Raw genomic sequence first — 20059 nt, 5'->3', positions numbered from 1 at the left:
TTTTTGTGTGCACAGTGAAATTTTTTTACCGCTGTTTGAACGAAAAAAAACACAGGCTGTTACATATCGCGAAAGATATCAGAAGGAGTAAAAAACTCATAAATAAAGATGCAGTTAACTCCTTTTGCACGATACTATTTAGCAATATACTTATACCAATAAAGAATATCAAATTCGAATTAACATACCAATTTGATCTTTAAAAGTTACAAGTGCTAATAAAGTGCTGCCAAGTTCGCATAATAGAAACAAAATCAATCTGTTTTGCAAATTTGCGGTATCACTCATCTTAGCGATTTGCCCTAACTACAAATCTTAGATGATGCCTGCCAATACGCGAGCCAGCGGGCATAAAATAATTATGTTAAGGCTGCGAATCGCGTTGAAATACCATTTGAAATGTGAGTTACAGGGGAAGCGCAAGCGTGACCACTAAACCGCCATTTTCACGGGGCGTGATCGTCAATTCTCCTTGGTGTAAATCAATGATGTGGTGGCAGATGGACAGCCCCAATCCCGCGCCTATTCCTTCATTTTCATTGACGCGGTAAAAACGCTCCGTCGCACTGGCGATTTGCTCCAGAGTCATGCCCTGCCCGCGGTCGGCGATCTTTATCTCGACATGGGTGTGGGTGACTGCGGCACTGATACTAATCTCAGTTTCGACAGGACTGTATTTACAGGCATTTTCGATGATGTTTTTTAGCACGATCAGCAGGTAAAACCGATCGCAGTTGAGCGTTAATGCCGCATCGATCTCGATTTGCCATTCATAGTCGGTGATCAGTGGCATTAGCTGATTCAGCGCATCTTCCACCATTGGCAGTAACAGATGAGGTTGCACATTGAGTTCGGCAATCGAATCGACCCGCGCAAGCAACAAAAGTTGCTCAACGGTGTGACTCATATGCTTCACACCGGCATCGATAGCGGCAAGGTGAATACGCTCCGCATCACCCTCGCCCACTAAACCTTCTAACCCCTGTTGATGTAATTTAATCACGGATAAGGGGGTTTTTAACTCATGGGCCGCATCGGCACTAAAGCGACGCTCCCTCGCAATAAAGTGCGCAATGCTGCTGATATATTGGTTTAGCGCGCGGCGCACAGGCACGAGTTCCTTAGGCAGTGACATAGTGAGCGGCGTGAGATCGTTAGGCGAGCGTGCCATTAACTCGCGCTCGAAGGACTTCAACGGCCGGAACAAGATGTAAAACAGCAAGCTGACGATAAGTAAGGTCAAGGGCACAACGATCAGCGGCACGATTACGGCATTGTGCATAATTTGCGAGACCAGCTCTTGGCGCACTTCATCTTGCTGGGCTGTGATTATCCAGACTTTGTGTTTGACCGAAAAAAAACTGAACACATGCCACAGCTCCCCTTCAAACACTTTTTTGCTATAGCCTTGAACAAACTTAGTTATGGGTTGTCGGCCGATATTGTCTGAAAACACCAGCGCTTGCCCCGCCTCGCTCCAGATCTGAAATGCGAGTTTGTGCTCATAGGCCAGCTTTAATGCATCGGCCTTTTGAGCAAAGGTACTGATCTGGCTATCGGGGACATGGAGAACTTGCGGCAGCTCTTGTGGCGTTTTAAATTCCGCCTCATCGTGATAAAAAAGCTCAAGCATTTTCGCGCTTTGCAGCATTTGCGCATCAAATAACTCTTCGATTTGATGCTTAGAATCCCGGGTGCTGAACCAGCTTGAAATACCCACGGAAACCGAAATCCCCGAGAGCATCAGCAAGGTTAATAACAAACGTAATGAGTACACATCCAGCACCTTGAGTCGATTCACCCCATAGTCCCCGTCGTTTATGGTGAGAGTAAACATGCCTAAAAGGCTGTTACTAAATACCGATAAACGCCGAGTTTGTCACTTAAATCCTGACTCTCGCGTTAATTTTCAGGTTAATTGACTTCGGTTAGGGTATAGCCAATGCCGCGTACGGTCTTAATCAAGTCATTGGCTAACTTTTTACGTAAATGGTGGATATGGACCTCAATCGAGTTGCTGCCAACCTCATCCCAGCCATAGGTTAACTGCTCTAGCTGATTACGAGTTAACACTCGGCCAGCGGATTGCGCCAGTTCGAGTAGTAGCTGAAACTCCCGACGTGATAGCGGCACATTTTGATCGCGAAAACTCACCTCACGGGTGTTGAGGTCAATACTTAATGCACCGATATTCAAGCTGTTATTATCCAGACCATATTGCCGGCGGACGATCGCCCGAATGCGCGCGGCTAACTCACGCACATCGAAGGGTTTACCTAAATAATCGTCGGCGCCGATATCGAGGCACTCAAGTTTGGTATCAAAATCCGTGTTGGCCGTGAGCACAATGGTCGGAATCGACACGCCCTCTGCCCGCCACGCTTTAAGTAGCTCCTTACCATTGCCGTCGGGTAAGCCTAAATCGAGCACTATGGCGCTAAAGGTTTCATTCTTAATGCCCACTAATGCTTGCTGATAACTACTTAGGTGATCGACCTGCATCCCCATTTTGGCAAGGCTCAAGCAGATCCCTTGGGCTAATAACTCGTTGTCTTCCACTAACATGATACGCATTGATAATGCCCTATCGAAAAATACTAGATTGCACCGATTGCTCGGCTAAAAAGGCTTCGGCCTGCTCACCCTGTAACATGGCCATGGTGGCCAACATGCCTGCGGTGACGCAGTTTGGCCCAAGAACTGTCACCGAGCGCGGCGCCCCACTTACCGGATAGCCAGTGCGCGGATCGACAATATGCCCATAACGCTTGCCATCAACTTCAATAAATCGCCGTGTATCACCACTGGTAGCTAAAGCGCCCTGGGTTATTGCCAGCACTTTCGCGGCATGGTCGAGCTGATGCGGATCTTCAATCCCCACCTGCCAAGGCACGGCATTTGCCACTGGACAAGCGATATCGCCGCCAAAATTGACCAATACCGAAATCCCCGCATAGGACTCGGCAAGCTCATAGGCGACCCTATCGACCGCATATTCTTTGGCGATACCGCCAAAATCGAGCTGCATGCCTTGGGGCATCAACAACTCATGGGAATTAAATTCGATGCGCTCAAAGCCAACTAAGGCTCGTGCAGCCTCGATATCCGCTTTGTCGGGCATCTTGGCATCGGCCGTAAAACGCCACAGCTGCATCAATGGGCACGCCGAAATATCGAAGAGCCCATCGCTCAACTCAAAGCATTGTTTCGCAAAAGCCAACAGTTGCCAGGTTTCTTCATCAATAGCGCTGCGTTGCCCCTGAGCATGATTAAGCCGCCATAGCGGGTTACCCTCGATAAAGCGGCTGTATTTCTGCTCGATTCTTTGCGCCTCGCGCGCCGCCATATCGAGCATATCGTAGGCAATAGCCTCATCATGGCTTGCGATTAATAGCTCGCATGGGCTGGCCATGGCCCTAAATTCGCCTAAATACCCCCAATCTCGACGCACGAGTCGATATGGCGGATTAGGGGAAACTGCTGGCATCTTCGTATCCTTAGTCTGTGACTTCGCGTAACGCTCAATATGGGCAACACCCCATATTGATGCGCTTTGTTTGCGGCTCAGTAACAGAGTATACCTTTAAAAAGAATAACTAAACTGCGCCGTTATCGCCTTTTGGGTCGGGAACAAGTCGTAGTTTTGCAGCTCACCCGGGATAGTTGTGCCATTGTTTTTCGGATCCTGTTGGTAATATTCCAAGCGATATGTCATTTCATGGCCGCCCGACAGACGATGGCCAAACTTAACGCCAATGGTATAGGCACTCATATCACCAATCCGGTAATCGGCACTGGCAAACTCGGGTAACGGCGTATCGGCAAGCAGGAACGGTTGATAGAAATTCACCGCCGACTGTTGGTAATAGCGTAAATGCAATTGCCCGTAGAAACTGCCGCTAAAGTAATAGCGATAGTGGGTTTCTAAGGTGTGCGAAGTTAAATCCCAATCATCCGTGTTATAGCGGTAGGAGAAATCCACAACGCCGGAATCGAGTGCTCCTTTGGTCATCACATAAAAACTGTGTTTCAGGCGCGAATCGGGGCGATTCTCGTAGACTATGTCCTCGGTCGTGCCGTTATTGTCCACCACGCTCAACACTTTATAGGGATCGGTTAAGTAGCCGCTGACACTGGATAATCCATAGTTTGCCTGTAATAACCACCGTTGATTCAGTACTTGGGTGATCCCAAGCATCAAATCGACGGTTTGTTTATCGTCACTGCCCGTTTGGCGAGTGGCATCGAATGCACTGCGGTAAGCTTCATCACTGGTAAAATTGTCGCGAATGGCCATAGAGGATAAGGCCACGGGTCTGCCACCGACGGGGTCAACCACATCGAAGCTGTAGGCCGTGCCCAAAAACAGCGTGGTATTGTCCTTGTTAAAACCACGTTCTACCCCTGCATTAATACCCATCGACATATAGTCAAATTCGTTTGAGCCATACACGCCGCCATTGACTTTCCAATCGGAATTGAGCGCCTGTGACCAATTGGCACTGCCCTGCACTCGGGTATCGTGGAAGGTATCATCGAGCGGAGTCTCACCGGCCGCCACTTTATATTGGCCATTACCGGAAGGACGGGTGAAGGTTTGGCTGTCGCTTTGGGCGACCGCACCGGAGGCCGAGGCCCCCGTTAAGCTGTCGACCACCAGCTTTAAATCCAGCACACTGTCGTCGCCAAAGTTTTTCTGCGCCGTACCTATGGCTTCAACCGCTTGTACCCTGTCTTGCTCGCCGTAGTACATCAGCGCGGCATCGACTTTCCAATCATCGGCATTTTTTGCAAGCTCAGTGGCATGGCCGCTTGAGACAAACAGGCCACAACTGGCTAAGGCTAAAGCGCTGGCAATATGCTTAGTCTGGGGTTTTACCTGTGCTGTGATTTGCAGCGATTGTGGGGCGATTAAGTCTAACTTATTGTTATTATTTGTCATGGCAGACAACACCTTTATGTCATTAACGCGTTTTTAGACTAAAAACCTAATTTATGCTAAACCTCAGGTACCACTTGTTGAATGTACAAGGCTTAGTTACAACCGCAGCCGCCGCCCGCAAACGCGCGACCACCGCTACTGCCTTCCTTACTGAAGTAGATATGATCGTCTAACGCCTGATCTAACTTTTCGCTGTCAAGGGCCATATCCGCCCGTGCGAGTTGTCCTTTTTCCCAAGGCTGCACCCCAAGGCTCGAACACCCACTCACCCCTAACATCACTAACGACATGGTAACTAACGCGATGTTACGCATAACTTACTCCTTCAACAGATTCACGAGTTCTTGTTCATAATCGGCGGCATTATCTTGGTAAAAGCCCACATGGCTTTTGACTAACTCGCCTTGGCGATTGAACATAAAGCTGCTGGGCATGCCCAGTAAATCAAAGCTTCGTGCTACATCACCCTCAGGGTTAAAACGCACAGTAAAAGTCGCTGGCACCTGCTTTAAAAATTCATCGGCGAGCGCCTTATCAGTATCGAGGTTAATCGCCACCACGGCTAAACCTTGCTCGCGATACTTTTGCGCCATCGCATTCATCCAAGGGAAAGACTTACGGCACGGACCACACCAAGACGCCCAAAAATCGACGTAGACCACTTTGCCCTTAAACTCAGTCAAGGAAACACTTTGGTTATTTGCATCAAACACCTGATGCTCCAGCGACGGTGCAGCCTGGGCGCCAAGACTTAACAAACTGAGTAACAACAAGAGTTTTTTCATACTAGGTCCATCCATCACAATTGCGTTTGAATTTATTAACTGAATCTTAAGGTTTGCTTAAACTGTAGAAGAATAAATTTAAGCTCGCGTTGGCGGTTATTGTTTGCCGTATCAATTGATTGCAAAGTGAGCTGCAACAGAAAAAAGGTTAAAAGTGCGACATTTTGTCCCATTAGCAAAATCGAAATTAGATCTGCATCATGTTAATTAAATGTCAAAATCAGTTTCATCACATCTCTTGAAAATTCTTGATATGCATCAAGAATTCTGTGTCGCCTAAGGCCTAAACTGGCAGTGTCAATTATGTAAACCCTTACCAATTTACATTCAAATAACAAAAAGGTTGACCCATGGACACACATGCAGCCCTCTATGAACAGGGAAAGGCGCGCTTAGACGCACTGCGCCAACTCGCTCCCCGTCAACAGCAAACATTAATCGAAAAATTACAACAACACGGCATCACTCGTCGTGACTTTATGAAGTGGAGCGCCATGGTGACGGGCATGCTCGCCCTACCGCTGCCCTTTAGTAACTTAGTTGCCGAAGCCGCCGAACTGGCCGACCGTGTACCCTTAATCTGGTTACACATGGCCGAATGTACTGGCTGCTCTGAATCCTTAGTGCGCGCCGATACGCCTAATTTAGATTCGCTGATCTTCGACCATATCTCGTTGGAATATCACGAAACCTTAATGGCCGCTGCCGGCTGGCAAGCAGAGGAAAACCTCGAGCACGCTCTTGAAACCTACAAGGGCCGTTATCTACTCGCCGTTGAAGGTGCCGTACCGACCGCTAATAACGGCAGCTTCTTAACCGTGGGCTGTAAAGGTCATACCGGCTTAGAAATTATCAAGCATGCCGCCGAAGACGCCGCGGCGATTATTTCTGTGGGCACCTGCGCTTCCTTTGGTGGCGTGCAAGCCGCCTACCCTAACCCCACAGGGGCGAAAGGGGTACACGAAGTCGTGAGCAAGCCTGTGATCAACTTAGGTGGCTGCCCACCGAGTGAGAAAAACATCGTCGGCACCCTGATGTATTTCATCATGTTCGGCAAATTACCCGCGCTGGATATGTTTAATCGTCCTAAATGGGCCTATGGCGCACGGGTGCACGATAACTGTGAACGCCGCGGCCGTTTCGATGCCGGTGAGTTCGTTGAAGAGTTTGGCGATCACGGAGCGAAGGAAGGTTACTGCCTCTACAAAGTGGGCTGTAAAGGACCTTATACCTATAACAACTGTCCTACAGAGCGCTTTAACCACCATACCAGCTGGCCAGTGTTAGCGGGCCACGGTTGTATGGGCTGCTCAGAACCTAACTTCTGGGATGATATGGCCGACTTTGAAAAACCCCTTGGCCGTCAACTACTCCATGGATTGGATGCTACCGCAGACACAGTCGGTGCGGTGATTTTAGGCGCGACCGTCGTCGGCATTGGAGCCCACGCCGTCGCCAGTATTTTTGCCAAGCCGCTGGAGGAATAACCCATGAGCAAGCGCGTTGTTATCGACCCTATCACCCGTATTGAGGGTCATTTACGTATCGAAGTCGAAGTTGATGAGAATAATGTCATCAACAAAGCATGGTCATCCTCTACCCTGTGGCGTGGTATTGAAGTCATCCTCAAGGGCCGCACACCAATGGACGTGGGGCTGATCGTGCAGCGGATCTGCGGTGTTTGTACCTATTCCCACTATCGCTGTGGTACCGAAGCGGTGGAAAATGCCTTAGGCATTCAAATCCCGTTAAACGCGAAATACCTGCGCTCCTTGATGCAAACCTCGCTCTATATGCATGACCATATAGTGCACTTCTATCATCTACACGGTTTAGACTGGGTGGATGTTGTGTCAGCTTTAAGTGCCGATCCCGCCAAGGCTGCACAGGTTGCCCTTAAATATACCGACAAGCCGATTGCTGCGGGCGAAGGCGAATTAAGAGCGGTGCAAGAGCGGGTTAAAGGCTTTGTCGAAACTGGCAAACTCGGCCCCTTCGCTAACGCTTACTGGGGCAATGGCACCTATAAATTTACCCCAGAGCAAAACCTGATTGCCCTATCACATTACCTCAAAGCCCTTGAAGTACAAAGGGTTGCCGCCGAAATGCTGGCGATTTTCGGGGGTAAACAGCCGCATCCACAATCATTGGTTGTGGGCGGTGTGACCTCAGTGCGCGATATGTTAAGCCCTGCGCGCCTGCAGGAGTGGAAACAAAAACACGCGATTGTGACTGACTTTATTCTGCGTGCCTATCAAGCAGATATCGTCATGGCGGCGGAAGCCTTTGGTGGTGAAGCCAGCGTACTTGGCGGCGTGAACGTTAAAAACTTCATGGCGACCAATGACTTTGTGCTTGCCAATGGCGAATACCTGTTCGACCAAGGCGTGATTATGAAGGGCGACTTAGCGGGCGTAAGCGACATCAACCCAGAGCTAATCGCCGAAGACGTCAGCCATGCCTGGTATAGCGCAGATGCGCCGCAGCATCCCTACGATGGCACAACTATCCCCAACTACACCGGCTTTGTTGAGCGCGATACGGTTTATGGCAAACTGCCCACCTTAGATGGCGATGGCAAATACTCTTGGGTGAAATCGCCCCGCTATCAAGGCGAGCCGGTCGAAGTGGGCCCATTGTCCTGTCTGCTGGTGAGCTATGCCCGTGGCAACAAAGTGGTGGTCGATGCCGTCAATGCGCTGCTGGCTCGCACGGGTCTGCCGGTTGAAGCCCTGTTCACCACCTTAGGCCGTACCGCAGCGCGGATGCTGCAAACCGTTATCGTGGCGCAGGAAGGTCTGAAAACCTTCGATGCCCTGTTAACCAATATTCAATCCGATGAAACCACCTATGTGAAACCCCATATCGACCCAAGTCGTGAATATGTGGGTCACGCCATGATTGAAGCACCACGCGGCATGTTAAGCCACTGGATCCGCATCAAAAACGGCGTCATTGAGAACTATCAAGCCGTGGTGCCCACCACTTGGAACGCAGGCCCTGTGGATGCCAATGGCAAGATTGGCCCCTACGAAGCCTCACTCATTGGTTTGAAACTGGAAGATCCCACTAAGCCCCTTGAGGTGATACGTATTATTCACTCATTCGACCCTTGCATGGCGTGTTCAGTACACGTGATGGATTTCAAAGGTCAAGCACTGAGCGAGTTCCGTGTCAGCCCCAATGGTCAATAACAACGAGGGAGGGAACGCAACATGAACCATTCTGAAACCCGCATTCGGACACTGGTTTTTAGTCCCGCGATACGGATTTTTCACTGGCTACGGGCACTGTCGATTTTAGTGCTGGTGATCACCGGATTCTATATCGCTTGGCCGTTTCTTGTGGCGCCCGACAGCACGGATGTATTGGTACAAGGTTGGGTGCGATTTGCCCATCTGATCTGCGGTTTTGTGTTGACCGCAGTCACCTTGGTCCGCTTCTACCTGTATTTTTTCAGTCGAAGCGATATCGAGCGACGCTCATTCCGTGATGTGATGAGCGTTAAGAGCTGGATCACCCAACTGAAATCCTACATTTGGATGGGACACTTGCATAAAGCCGGTGTTTACGGACCGCTGCAATTTGTGACCTACGTAGCAATCTCCTTCGTGGCACTTGTGATATGTATTACTGGACTCGTGCTGTATGCCAACGTCTACCATGAAGGTTTAGGTGGCATGCTTTGGAGCAGCGCAGCTTGGATCACGGCGCAAATGGGTGGACTGGCACAGGTGAGAATTTGGCACCATTACCTCACTTGGGCTTTCGTTATCTTTGTGGTTATCCACGTCTATATGGCGGTTTGGTCAGGGATACGCTTCAAACATAACTCTGTCGACTCAATTGTCTCTGGTTACGACTACCCGAAACCAGACTCACACCACTAGGAGTCCAATGAAGATATTGCTACTGGGTATTGGCAATGTCCTGTACGCCGATGAAGGCATCGGCGTACATTTTGTCAATTACATCGCTGAGAATTATCAGTTCACACACGAGTCCCACCAGCTGGAGATGCTCGATGGCGGCACCTTGGCTCAGGGACTCATTCCGATTATTTGCCAATACGATTATTTGATCGTAGTCGATACCGTCAATGCCAACGGCGTCGAGGCTGGCGAAGTGTATTTCTTTGATTTTGATAAAGCCCCGCAGGAAATCGACTGGCAAGGCAGCGCCCATGAAGTCGAAATGCTACAAACCCTCAATATGATGGAAATGGTAGGCGACAGACCCAAAACCTTTGTGTTAGGTGTCACCCCTACCGTGTTAGAACCGATGACACTGGGACTGACCACTAAGGTGGCCGCCGCCGTCCCCTTGATGGAACAAACCCTGTTAACCCACTTAGCCTCCCTCGGGTTCACCGCGACACGCATTGCCGAGCATAGTATCGATTCGCTGATCCCCAATTCTTACAAACGTGGCGTCACTACTGGTGAAAATATAGAAGATGAAACACATCAGATTTGAGTTTACCTGCTCGCGTCAGGTGCCTTTGTATGCGCATTTATGTAATCAATACCTAAATTACGATGCACTCAATATCAGCATCGGCTGCGACAGTCAGCAGGATTTTGGTTCGCACACTTATTTTATTGAGGCCCAAGGCGAACAAGCGCAGCTAGAACAATTAGCCGAGGCGATCGCCGCCGACTTTTTAATTTCAGTCTGGCTGGTCGACTCAGGCATTCATGCGATTGAGGCGCCGCAGGGACAACGGACATTATTGACCGTCCCATCCACTGAGGGTGCGCTTAACGTGCAATCGGTCGCGGCTTTTTGCCAGCAGTGTTATCCCAGATTTGGTGATAATCAGGCGGCGCAATTTGGTCAGCTCGATTTAGCCTGCACTTGCTGCCACGGTGAAAAGCGCTTAACCAGCGCCCAAAAGGCGTTAACGCTGTCCGATCTCAAGGCGATGGCCGCGCAGCTTATCAGCCAAGGCTCACTAGATTTAGCCAGCGAAGGCGTGCAATTAAGCCTAACGCCCTTTGCCCATACAACAGCGTCCAGACCGCAACTGCTTATTTGTAATCCCAATACCCTCAACGCGCATTTTTGCCTGAAGGATAATCAAGTCCTCGCCCTATCCAGTATCGAAAAACCGCTGATTAGTGTCAGACCAACCCAAGATAATCAAAAGCTGCCCGCACCACTCTACGATATCTGCTTTGGTTACAGCCGAGTGGTGTTAGTGCTGAGTGAAATCCTGCGGCAAAAAGGTATCGATTGGGTGTATCTTGAGGGGGCGCACCAGAGGCCAGCGCTCGCCTGGGTCGATGGCGCTTGGGCTCAGTTAGGCAGCCACACAGCCGAAAACGCAGCGACGCAGACCATTAAGCAATTCAGTGCGCCGGAGCCTCTGCGGGAAGACATCCACTTTTTAGGCTTTAAGGCCAAATGGCAAGCCAATAAGAAAACCCGTTCACACCAAGGTTTATTGACTGTGCAGGCCATACCAAGTGAGGCCGAGACAGCTGAATATGCCGCGAGTGAGGAAGACCATACCATAGCGGATGCAGCCCTGTTTGCAGCGCTGCTTAATGGTAAATTTACGACCCATAAGCAGGCTAAAAATGCGGCGGTGATTTACTTAAGCCATCACCACACTGGGCAAATCGTTACCTGCGACAATAAGGGAGACACCTCACTGTTTTTCGCCCTGCCCGAACTACCGGACAATGGTTACGAGATTTTCCATTGCCTTGACAGCAGTCCACAAAAAGCCGTCGCGCAAAAATTTAAGAGCTTGTTTCCAGAAGATTACTTAAAGTTGCTGAGCTTAAAACTTAACGGCAGACGTGATAATCTTCAGAGTCTGTGGGCGATTGCTGCGGTATTGATTGGCCTTAATCCACAGGAAGAAACCCAATCGCAAGCCTATTTGAGCGATGCACTGCTCGCCGCCGCCATGCGTTACCATGGTGCGAATGCGCCGCGCATCGATTATCCCCTCACCAAAGGCGAGGCCCACCGCAGCCTGAATTGGTGTAAAACCCTAGGCACTCTGCTGAGTTTTCGCGTTGCAGGGCACAGCGATCCGAGTCAACTGGCCTTTGCAATGCAGGACTCCCTCGCCGACTACCTCGCGAATTGGCTGGAACACATTGACTTAAATATCGGTGTACACAACATTGCGTTAGCGGGCAATGAGTTAGCCAATGAAACCCTCTGCAAGCGTATTAGCCTACGACTCGGGAAAAACTTCCCGCTATTGGTCAATCGCAGTCTGGATTTAGAGGGCGACAACCTGGCCGTAGGCGCGCTCTATGTGAAGCAGCGGCAGTTAAATAGCCTTTAACAACACCCGCTCACCGCTAACCTTACATTCAGATAGCGCTAACGCATGGAAGATAAAATGTTTTATCTTCCATGCAGATGCAGCCAGATAAGCGAAGAATACCGAGATTGAAAAAAGCCACCTCACCCGCCAATCAAACCGAGCAACTCGAGCGCCGCCAGCTGCATATCACGGGCATTGTGCAAGGTGTGGGCTTTCGCCCCTTTGTTTACCGCTGGGCGAGTGAGCTTAAATTAACTGGCACTGTGCTAAATAATGCCAATGGCGTGATGATTGAGCTGCAAGGCCCCACCGCAAACTTAGATAACTTTGTGCGTGAGTTAACCACCAATCCGCCGCCGCTGGCGCGCATCGACCAGATTACCCAGAGTCCGTTAGCGGTAAAGCTTGAAGAGACTAGCTTCGATATTATTCAAAGTGATAGCCAAAGTGATGAATCTGGTGAGCATAACTTTGCAGCGCTGGTTGCCGTATCGGCCGACAAGAGTACCTGTCAGGATTGCTTAAGCGATATGCATAACCCGCAGGACCGCCACTTTGGCTATGCCTTTACCAATTGCACTAACTGCGGCCCAAGATACACCATTATCAACGCCTTACCCTACGATCGCCATCATACCGCCATGGCGGATTTCGCCATGTGCCCCGACTGCGCCAAGGCTTATCAAGATCCGCTAAATCGTAGATACCACGCCCAGCCTGTGAGTTGCCCTAAGTGTGGTCCTCAATTGAGTTTAAAATCACCTCAAGGCGAGTTACTTGCACCTAATTCCTTGTCCGCTTTGCAAGATAACAGCCTAGCAGTATTGTCGGCGGCGGCCGAAAAACTGGCCCAAGGGCAGATTCTTGCGATAAAGGGCTTAGGTGGCTTCCACTTAATGTGCGATGCAACCAACACCCTAGCGGTCAATCAATTAAGGCAACGCAAGCAACGAAAAGCCAAGCCACTAGCGGTGATGATGCCGAGCATCGAAGTGGCAAAACGCTATGTAACGGGTACACAGGCAGAGTGGCAAACCTTAAGCGCGCAGGAGCGGCCCATCGTACTAATGCAGGCGCAGGATAAACACAATCTGAGCCCTGAGATTGCGCCTAATATCCCAAAGCTCGGGATATTTTTGCCCTACACACCGCTGCATCATTTACTGCTCGGGCAATTTAACGGCCCACTGGTCGCGACCAGTGCGAATGTCTCTGGCGAACCGATTATCACCGATTGTGATGAGCTTATCAGCCAACTAGGCCATGTGGTGGATGCCATAGTCGATCACAACCGCCCCATACTCAACGGCTGTGATGACAGCGTGGTGCAACTTATCCAACCGCCAAACGGCTGTGCGCCACAGGTGCAAGTGCTGCGTTTAGCGCGGGGATATGCGCCATTAAGCTTCCCGTTACCCAAACCGCTGAGTCACTCCATTCTTGCCGTGGGCGCCCAACAAAAAAATGCCATTGCTTTAGGTTTTGGCTCGAATGTGTTTTTAAGCCCGCATATTGGCGATCTCTTTAGTGTCAGCGCCGAGCAGTACTTCGAGCGAACCTTGGCGACCTTCGCCCGTCTGTATCATTTCAGCCCCGAGCTGATTGTCCACGATAAGCACCCAGACTACGCACCATCGCGCTGGGCAGAGACGCAGCAACAGCACAGCCTTGATACACAAAGCCAAGACACGCAGCCAATCCAAACCTTAAGTGTGCAGCATCACCACGCCCATGTGCTCAGCGTGATGGCCATCAATCAATATCAAGATCCAGTATTAGGCTTTAGTTTCGATGGCACAGGGCTTGGAAACGATGGCAGCCTCTGGGGCGGAGAGGTCTTACTGACCACCCTTAACGGCGCCGAGCGGATTGCCCATTTCGAGGCTATTCCCTTGCTCGGTGGAGAACAGGCAATTAAGCAACCTGTGCGTTTGCTGCTGGCATTACTGTTTCAGCAGATGAGTCTCGAGGAAGTGCAAGCCCTTAAGTTGCCGATTCTGACAACCTTAAGCCCCATCACCTTAAGCAATCTGCATCGGATCTGGCAAAACGGCCATGGGATTAATAGCTCATCGGTGGGACGCTTGTTCGATGCCCTCGCCTGCGCCTTAGGCTTTATCGACACCACTCAATTTGAAGGTCAAGCGGGTATGTTAATTGAAGCAGCAGCAAGACGGGCCGATGCCAAACAACTGCCGACGCTGATGCTCGACTTACCCTTGGAAATCTCAGATATGCCCAGTGATAGCTCGATACACGAACCGCATATCTGGCGCAGTAGCCAGCTCTTTAAGCAGATAATCACGCTAATCACCGAAGCGCCGCTCACTCGCGATCGGCAAGCGCAGTTAGCCCGCGCCTTTTTACATTGTGTGGGGGATGCCGTTTGTGGTTATGCCGCGCGCTACCCAACTCTGCCCGTAGTGCTGTGCGGCGGCGTGTTTCAAAACCAATATTTGCTCGAATATTGCCTCAGTAAACTGCACCAACAGGGCAATACCGTGCTGCCTAACAAACATATTCCCGTCAACGATGGCGGTATCGCCCTCGGGCAGCTTTGGTATGGTATCCATCAAAATGTGAGCAATAACCAGTGATGGTTTAAGACTCAAGCTGGTTCATAAAGGCTTTCATTGCGGGCGTAATGCTGTGCATACGGGTCATAAAGACCGTTTGCCCTGAACTGACACCGTCCAAAAGTTGATACGGGATCCCAAAGAGTTGCGCCACCGATTCGGCAATACCGCGGCTGACGATAGCACTGCCTAAACCATGCTTTACCGCGCCGATTAAGTGGAATAATGAGTCGGTTTCTAGCACCAGATTAAAATCGATCCCCGCCTGCGCCATCGCATTATCTATGTATTTTCTAAACTGCATATTTTGACTCAGCAGCACTAAGGGACGCGTACCTATGTCCGCTAAAGACAAGGATTTGCTTGCACTGTCATCAACCGAATCACAGGACAACAGCGCCATTTGATTGGCCCGCTGCGGATAAAACACGAAGCTGCGCCGATTAGCCTCGGTGAGTTGTTCGTCAAACCCAAGTCCGATATCGGTTTTATGCAAACTAAGATTTTCAATCAATTGCCCATTGGTCATTACAGATAACTTGATGCTGATATTGGGATAAGCCTGATTAAACAGCTTGATCAGCGGCATGATGTCGATACTCGATTGCGGCACTATGCCAATCCGTAACGAACCCGTAAGCTGGCCACGAAACAAACTCAACTCCTGCTTTAACGCTGCCTGTTCCTGCAACATTCTCTCGGCGTATTGCAGCATGATCTGTCCCGCATCAGTGAGCGCCACAAACTGGCTCCCCCGCACCACAAGCTCTGTGCCTACGCTTTTTTCAAGGGCGCTTATCCCCGCAGAGAGTGTCGGTTGCGTCACATGGCAGGCGTTCGCCGCTTTGGCAAAATGCTGTAATTGCGCGAGTTGTTGGAAGTAATGCAGGTGGCGAATATTCATAGTGTTTTCGACATAGTTAGATACAGTGCTTTAGACAAATCTGAAAAATCAAACCCTATTGGTATCCATAGTTTAATAGAAATCTTCTATCAATCCATAAAATAGTTTGATTGGCCTAGCGCGTAAACCCTCCCTAGAATGTGATCAATATCTAATTTCAGGTTGAAATGCGTGCTAACTCACCCACTCGATTCGGCGAATGATCCAAGGCTCTGCCCTGGATCTCAATACAGCCCAAACGCGGCTCAACAGCCTAACACCCGTTATTCGCATCTGGTTGAAGAGGTCGCTGCCGCCATCAACCTCAATGGCATCAGCTATGCGGTGATGATGATAACGCCCGACCACTTTGAGGATTTTGTGATTGGGTTCTTATTCGCCGAAGGCATTATCAGCCAAGACCAAGATGTGCATGAGATTGATATCACTCCCGTCCAAGACGGCGTAATGCTCGATGTCACCTTAGCCAATCGTTGTTTCATCGCCCTTAAACAACGCAAAAGACGGCTCGTTGGCGCAACTGGCTGTGGGATCTGCGGTGTGGAAGCCCTAGGTCATGCCCTACCAGATTTACCGCCATTACCCGCATGCGCTCCCTTAGTGCTTGAGCAAGTCGACAGCCTCAAACAGCAAATACATACACATCAGCTTAAGGCGCAGCGCAGCGGCGCTATCCATGCGGCTTTTGCCTTAGATGAGGTTGGCAATATCCTTGAATGCCGTGAAGATATCGGTCGTCACAATGCGTTAGATAAGCTCATTGGCGCGCTGCTGCGGCAAAAGCGCAGTGCCAAGGCGCTGCTGATGACCAGTCGCTGCAGCAGCGAGTTGATCCAAAAGGCGGTGCGTTATGGTGCCAACCATCTGATTAGTCTCGCATCACCGAGCCAGCTCGCGGTGAAACTGGCGCTGAAATACCAGCTTAATCTTGTCCATATTCCTAAGTTTGATCCGCCAATCCACTACTCCATATTTGATGAAAGCCTTGCATTACAATGCAATCGCGGAGAATTTTATGCCTGTTCATATTGAAAAACCGACCAAAGCCGGCGGCTTCCCCTCACTGCAATCGACCTTAAAGCATGTGCTGCGGAGCCAAAAGACCCAGCAAAATATCAAAAATCTGCTCAGGGTAAACCAAACCGATGGCTTTGATTGCCCGGGTTGTGCCTGGGGCGATAACAAGGCCGGTGCCTTTCAGTTTTGCGAAAATGGCGCCAAAGCCGTGGCGTGGGAATCGACGGGCAAGATTGTTGACCGCGACTTTTTCGCCGAGTATTCGGTGCGCCAGTTAGCTAAGCAGACCGACTATTGGCTCGAATATCAGGGCCGCTTAGCCGAACCTATGCGTTATAACGCCGCGACCGATCACTATGAGCCCATCAGCTGGGATGATGCCTTTCAGCTGATTGCTGATACGCTCAATGGCCTTAGCGATCCCAATCAGGTGGAGTTTTACACCTCGGGCCGCGCCAGTAACGAGGCATCCTATCTCTATCAATTGTTTGGCCGACTGTATGGCACCAATAACTTCCCCGATTGCTCGAATATGTGCCACGAGGCCAGCGGTGTGGCACTCAACCAAGCCATTGGTGTCGGTAAAGGCACAGTCGTATTAAACGATTTCGATGCGGCCGAGGCGATTTTTGTCTTCGGACAAAATCCCGGCACCAACCATCCACGGATGATGAATGCCCTACGTAAAGCCGCCAGACAGGGTTGTAAAATTGTCACCTTCAATAACTTAAAAGAAGTGGCGCTGGAGCGATTCGCCAGCCCACAAAGTCCAACTGAGTTATTAACTCCCGCTGCGACCACCATTAGCCATCAATACCTCACGCCGCTGCTGGGCGGCGATATGGCGGCCATTCGCGGCATGGCAAAGCATATCCTTGAGTCGAACTCAAAGTGTATCGACCGGGAGTTTATCGCCACCCACACTGCGTTTTTCGCAGACTATGAACAGAGTGTCCGTCATACCGACTGGCAACAGATTGAAGCCCAATCGGGCTTATCCAAGGCCGATATTATTCAAGCCGCCACAGTCTTTAGCCAAAGCAAGACGGTGATCAGCTGCTGGGCCATGGGCATCACTCAGCATAAACATTCCGTCGATACCATCCGCGAAATCATCAACCTGCATCTGCTCTGCGGCCAAATTGGCAAAGCTGGCGCAGGCCTTTGCCCTGTGCGCGGTCACAGCAATGTGCAGGGTAACCGCACTATGGGTATTAACGAAAAACCCAAAGCCGAATTTATTGACCGTTTAGAGCAGTATTTGGGCTGCCAATTACCCCGCGCTGCAGGTCATAACGTGGTTGAAGCCTTAAAGGCCTTAGAGTGTGAGCAAAGCAAAGTACTTATCTGCCTCGGCGGAAACCTCGCCGCCGCAGCGCCCGACAGCGCTTTTACCTATAGCGCCATGGGAAAAGCGCGCTTAAATGTGCAAATCAGCACTAAGCTCAATCGTAGTCACTTACAGGTCGGCAAAGATGCGCTGATCTTACCTTGCCTTGGCCGCACCGAACTCGATAAGCAAAAACACGGCATTCAAAAAATCACCGTCGAAGATACCTTTAGCATGGTGCACGCCTCAACTGGGATGAACGATGCGGTATCGCCACTCTGCCTGTCGGAAATCGATATTGTGGCGCGCATGGCACATGCCACCTTGGCTGTGAAACCACCATCAATCAATGCAACCAGTGCCAAGTCCATTGACTGGTTAGCCCTAAGGGATGATTACAACCTGATCCGCGATTTGATTGAGCAAACCATTGCAGGTTTTGAAGACTACAATCAAAAAATTAACGTCCCAGCGGGATTCCATTTAACCAATAATGCTACGCAGCTCGACTGGCATACCCAAAGCCACAAGGCTGAATTTAACGCCTGTGCTTTACCCGACTCCATCATCGCCGATTGTTCGAGTCAGGCCCTGACCAGTACACTGCCAGTGTTACTGCTGCAGAGTCTGCGTTCACACGATCAATACAACACCACCATCTACGGCATGGATGACAGATACCGTGGCATTAAGGGCAAGCGCAATGTGCTGTTTATGAACAGTGATGATGCCAAAGCGCAGGGCTTTAGCGACGGCCAGTTAGTCGATATCCAATCGCTCACTAACGATGGAAAATTACGCAAAGTATATGACTTTATGGTGATTTATTACGAGATCCCCAAGGGCAATATCGCCGCCTATTACCCCGAGACCAATCCCTTAGTCGCCATCGACAGTGTGGGCGTGGACTCCTACACCCCGACCTCAAAATCGGTTCCCGTTATCTTAACCCCAGCAAGCAGCAACAAAATCAACATCCTTCAACGCTAAGCCACGTAAGCGTGTTATCCCCAAAGGCCAAAGAAATTTTCTTTGGCCTTTGTTTATCCAAATAAACCTGACGAACATCAAAGAATCCACAGCCGATTTGTATCACACTTAACATTAGCGTAATCAAATTAACCCTATTTAATAGCATCAGCATATTGTCAGGCTAATACCGCCCAAAGAGGCATTTTGCCTAGGACAAGGAGAAATATAAGATGTGTAAAGACTGCGGCTGCTCCTTACCCCGCCATTCCCATGATCACGGCCATCTGAATCACCATCAGGAATTGCACACCAATCCACAGCTTAACGATAAAAAAACCTTGTCGGTGATCCATAAAATTCTCGATAAAAACGATGTTGAAGCCGCCCATAACCGCGCGCATTTTGAGGCGCACAATATCACCGCCTTCAATTTAATGAGTAGCCCAGGCAGTGGCAAAACCACCTTGCTCGAACACTTAAAAGAGTACACCGCCCTCAACTACGCCGTCATTGAAGGGGATTTAGAGACCTCCCGCGATGCCGATCGCTTAATCGCCAAAGGCATTCAGGCCCATCAAATTCAAACCGGCAGTGCCTGCCACCTCGACGCCTTTATGGTGCACGGTGCTTTACATCACTTGCCACTCGAAGGCTTAGATATTTGTTTTGTCGAAAACGTGGGAAACCTCGTCTGCCCCGCTAGCTACGATGTCGGCACCCATAAAAATATCGTGCTGCTCTCGGTTCCCGAAGGTGATGATAAGATTGAGAAATATCCCGTCATGTTCCGCCGCGCCGATCTGGTGCTCATCACCAAGTGTGACCTCTTGCCCTACTTCGATTTCAGCGTAGACGAGGCCAAAGCCCAACTTAAAAAGCTCAACCCCGATACACAGATTTTGGAAGTCTCAATTAAGGATGGCGATTCCATGCGAGCCGTCGTTGCATGGCTGAACAACAACCTTCACCACGCTTCGGGAGAGCCACAATAATGTGCCTGTCTATTCCCTCCCAAGTGGTGGCCGTCGATAACGAGCGTCAATCGGTCACCGTCGATACGCTAGGCGTCAGGCGTGATGTGAGCAGTCATTTGATGACTGAGCCTTTAGTCATTGGTGACTATGTGCTTATCCATATTGGTTTTGTGATGAATAAAATTGATCGCAATGATGCACTACAAAGCCTTGAATTATATAAAGAGATAGTTTCAAAACTTGAAGCTGAGACCACGCATTAAGTAATCA

17 protein-coding genes are annotated in these 20059 nt (G+C 50.0%); 10 read left to right on the top strand and 7 right to left on the bottom strand.

Annotated features, from left to right (window positions below; genetic code table 11):
• Positions 1-406: 406 nt before the first annotated feature.
• The 6 genes from N7386_RS09950 to N7386_RS09925 form a co-directional block, all read right to left on the bottom strand.
• Complete coding sequence (locus tag N7386_RS09950) at positions 407-1801, bottom strand: ATP-binding protein (protein WP_011716888.1); 1395 nt, start codon at positions 1799-1801, stop codon at positions 407-409.
• A gap of 113 nt (positions 1802-1914) precedes the next feature.
• Positions 1915-2574 (bottom strand): response regulator transcription factor, encoded by a 660-nt coding sequence (locus N7386_RS09945; RefSeq protein WP_011716887.1) that lies wholly within the window; start codon positions 2572-2574, stop codon positions 1915-1917.
• Positions 2575-2584: 10 nt separating this feature from the next.
• Positions 2585-3487, bottom strand: a complete 903-nt coding sequence (locus tag N7386_RS09940; RefSeq protein WP_126513054.1) for an FAD:protein FMN transferase — start codon at positions 3485-3487, stop codon at positions 2585-2587.
• Between the two features lie 96 nt (positions 3488-3583).
• Positions 3584-4942 (bottom strand): DUF3570 domain-containing protein, encoded by a 1359-nt coding sequence (locus N7386_RS09935; protein WP_126513053.1) that lies wholly within the window; start codon positions 4940-4942, stop codon positions 3584-3586.
• A gap of 92 nt (positions 4943-5034) precedes the next feature.
• Entirely contained in the window at positions 5035-5256 is a 222-nt protein-coding gene (locus N7386_RS09930; RefSeq protein WP_086903676.1) for a DUF4266 domain-containing protein, read from the bottom strand.
• A 3-nt stretch (positions 5257-5259) separates the two neighbouring features.
• Positions 5260-5727 (bottom strand): TlpA disulfide reductase family protein, encoded by a 468-nt coding sequence (locus tag N7386_RS09925; protein WP_086903675.1) that lies wholly within the window; start codon positions 5725-5727, stop codon positions 5260-5262.
• A 350-nt stretch (positions 5728-6077) separates the two neighbouring features.
• On the opposite strand from N7386_RS09925, the gene hyaA reads away from it, so the two are divergent.
• The 6 genes from hyaA to hypF all read left to right on the top strand — a co-directional run bounded on the left by hyaA (position 6078) and on the right by hypF (position 14613).
• Positions 6078-7214, top strand: coding sequence for a nickel-dependent hydrogenase small subunit (gene hyaA / locus N7386_RS09920; RefSeq protein WP_011716882.1), 1137 nt, complete (start codon positions 6078-6080; stop codon positions 7212-7214).
• 3 nt (positions 7215-7217) lie between these two features.
• The gene (gene hyaB, locus N7386_RS09915; RefSeq protein WP_011626296.1) at positions 7218-8921 is read left to right on the top strand and encodes a nickel-dependent hydrogenase large subunit; all 1704 of its coding nucleotides are present in this window, start codon (positions 7218-7220) and stop codon (positions 8919-8921) included.
• A gap of 21 nt (positions 8922-8942) precedes the next feature.
• Positions 8943-9617, top strand: coding sequence for a Ni/Fe-hydrogenase, b-type cytochrome subunit (gene cybH, locus N7386_RS09910; RefSeq protein WP_011626297.1), 675 nt, complete (start codon positions 8943-8945; stop codon positions 9615-9617).
• Between the two features lie 7 nt (positions 9618-9624).
• Entirely contained in the window at positions 9625-10203 is a 579-nt protein-coding gene (locus N7386_RS09905) for a HyaD/HybD family hydrogenase maturation endopeptidase (RefSeq protein ID WP_011622590.1), read from the top strand.
• Positions 10184-12034 (top strand): hypothetical protein, encoded by a 1851-nt coding sequence (locus tag N7386_RS09900; RefSeq protein WP_011716881.1) that lies wholly within the window; start codon positions 10184-10186, stop codon positions 12032-12034. Before N7386_RS09905 ends, N7386_RS09900 begins: the two co-directional genes overlap by 20 nt.
• 71 nt (positions 12035-12105) lie before the next feature.
• Entirely contained in the window at positions 12106-14613 is a 2508-nt protein-coding gene (hypF, locus tag N7386_RS09895) for a carbamoyltransferase HypF (RefSeq protein ID WP_126513052.1), read from the top strand.
• 4 nt (positions 14614-14617) lie between these two features.
• On the opposite strand, the gene N7386_RS09890 is transcribed toward hypF, so the two are convergent.
• Entirely contained in the window at positions 14618-15496 is an 879-nt protein-coding gene (locus N7386_RS09890) for a LysR family transcriptional regulator (RefSeq protein WP_126513051.1), read from the bottom strand.
• 171 nt (positions 15497-15667) lie between these two features.
• Here N7386_RS09890 and fdhD point away from each other — a divergent pair, with 171 nt between their 5' ends.
• The 4 genes from fdhD (at position 15668) to N7386_RS09870 (ending at position 20052) form a co-directional block, all read left to right on the top strand.
• Entirely contained in the window at positions 15668-16528 is an 861-nt protein-coding gene (gene fdhD, locus N7386_RS09885; RefSeq protein ID WP_126513050.1) for a formate dehydrogenase accessory sulfurtransferase FdhD, read from the top strand.
• On the top strand, positions 16512-18833 hold the full coding sequence (locus N7386_RS09880; RefSeq protein ID WP_126513049.1) for an FdhF/YdeP family oxidoreductase: 2322 nt from the start codon (positions 16512-16514) through the stop codon (positions 18831-18833). Before fdhD ends, N7386_RS09880 begins: the two co-directional genes overlap by 17 nt.
• Before the next feature lie 212 nt (positions 18834-19045).
• A complete protein-coding gene (gene hypB, locus N7386_RS09875) occupies positions 19046-19807 on the top strand; it encodes a hydrogenase nickel incorporation protein HypB (RefSeq protein ID WP_126513048.1) in 762 nt (253 codons plus the stop codon).
• The gene (locus tag N7386_RS09870) at positions 19807-20052 is read left to right on the top strand and encodes a HypC/HybG/HupF family hydrogenase formation chaperone (protein WP_126513047.1); all 246 of its coding nucleotides are present in this window, start codon (positions 19807-19809) and stop codon (positions 20050-20052) included. Before hypB ends, N7386_RS09870 begins: the two co-directional genes overlap by 1 nt.
• Positions 20053-20059 lie beyond the last annotated feature (7 nt).

Origin of the sequence: Shewanella sp. GD04112, assembly GCF_029835735.1 — a bacterium.
GTDB lineage: Bacteria > Pseudomonadota > Gammaproteobacteria > Enterobacterales > Shewanellaceae > Shewanella.
Note: the sequence above shows the minus strand (reverse complement) of the source record. Positions and strands in the feature narration are given on the sequence as shown.